This window comes from Belnapia arida, assembly GCF_016773205.1.
GTDB classification, from domain to species: Bacteria; Pseudomonadota; Alphaproteobacteria; order Acetobacterales; family Acetobacteraceae; genus Belnapia; species Belnapia arida.
The window spans coordinates 1-1,315 of the sequence record NZ_JAETWB010000139.1; the positions used below are offsets into that span (position 1 = coordinate 1).

The window sequence follows — 1,315 nt, forward strand, 5'->3', positions numbered from 1 at the left end:
TGGGCCTGTCCCGATTTCACGGACACCTTTGATAGGCTGAGGAGCCTGGGAGGTGTCGATGACGGAGAGCAACAGACAGCGTCGGTTCTTTCCGGACGCGTTCAAGCTCGAGGCGGTGGCGGCGATCCGCGGTGGCCGCCCGGTTTCGGCGGTGGCGGCCGAGTTGGGCCTGCCGGATCGGCTGGTGCGAGCCTGGCTGCGCTGGGCGGAGGGCCGCATGGCGGCAGGGAGCGGCGCGCCGGTGCCGACGCCCACCAAGGAGCAGACGGCGCCGGCGCGCCGCGTCGGCCCGAGCCCGGCCGATCAGGCGGCGGAGATTGGGCGTCTGCGACGTGAGCTGGATCGCGTCCGGATGGAGCGCGACATCTTGGGAAAAGCTGCGCTCATCTTCGGCAAGGCGACGGGCCGGAGATGAGCTTTGTCTTTATCCGCGAGCACGTCGCCGATTTCCCCGTCCAGGTCATGTGCGAGGTGTTGGGCGTGAGCCGCAGCGGCTACTACGCCTGGGCCAGCCGGCCGGAGCGCGCGCGAGCCGTCGAGGACCGGGCGGTGGCGGCCGAGATCCGCGCCGCTCACGAGGACAGCCGGGGTCGCTACGGCAGCCCGCGTGTGCATGCCGCGCTCCGCGCTCACGGCCGGCGGGTCGGCCGCAAGCGGGTGGCGCGCCTGATGCGAGGCATGGGCCTGTCGGCCAGGCGCCGGCGGCGGTTCCGCCGCACCACCGACAGCGCGCACGCCTTCCCGATGGCGCCCAACCTGCTCGGGCGCGACTTCACCGCCAGCGCGCCGGATCGGGTCTGGTTGGCTGATTTGACGTATATCTGGACCGCCGAGGGCTGGCTGTATCTGGCCGTGGTGCTCGACCTGTTCTCCCGCCGCGTCGTCGGCTGGGCCATGGAAAGCCATCTCGGCCATGAGCTCGCGCTCGCCGCGCTCGACATGGCCATCGCGCGCCAGCGTCCCGCGCCTGGGCTCACCCACCATTCGGACCGCGGCGTGCAATTCGCAGCTCATGAGTACCGCAAGCGGCTGCAGCAATACGGCATGCTGTGCTCGATGAGCCGCAAGGGCGATTGTTGGGACAATGCGCCAATGGAGAGCTTCTACGCCACGCTGAAGGGTGAACTCGTCGAGCAGCACGACTACCTTACGCGCGACGAAGCCAGGGCTGACGTGTTCCAGTTCCTGGAGGGCTGGTACAATCGGCGTCGCTTGCATTCGGCCCTGGGCTATCTCACACCAGAGCAGAAGGTGGCGGCGTTCCAGGCGGCTGCTTCAGCCGTGCAACACTGTCCGTAAAGGCGGGGCAAGGCCA

At 69.1% G+C, this 1,315-nt stretch carries 1 protein-coding gene; it reads left to right on the forward strand.

The window, feature by feature from the left end; genetic code table 11:
* The first annotated feature begins 58 nt into the window (after window positions 1–58).
* A protein-coding gene (locus JMJ56_RS33070; protein WP_202836113.1) for an IS3 family transposase occupies window positions 59–1,299 on the forward strand; the annotation gives its coding sequence in 2 pieces (ribosomal slippage) (window positions 59–371 and window positions 371–1,299; 1,242 coding nt in all).
* Window positions 1,300–1,315 lie beyond the last annotated feature (16 nt).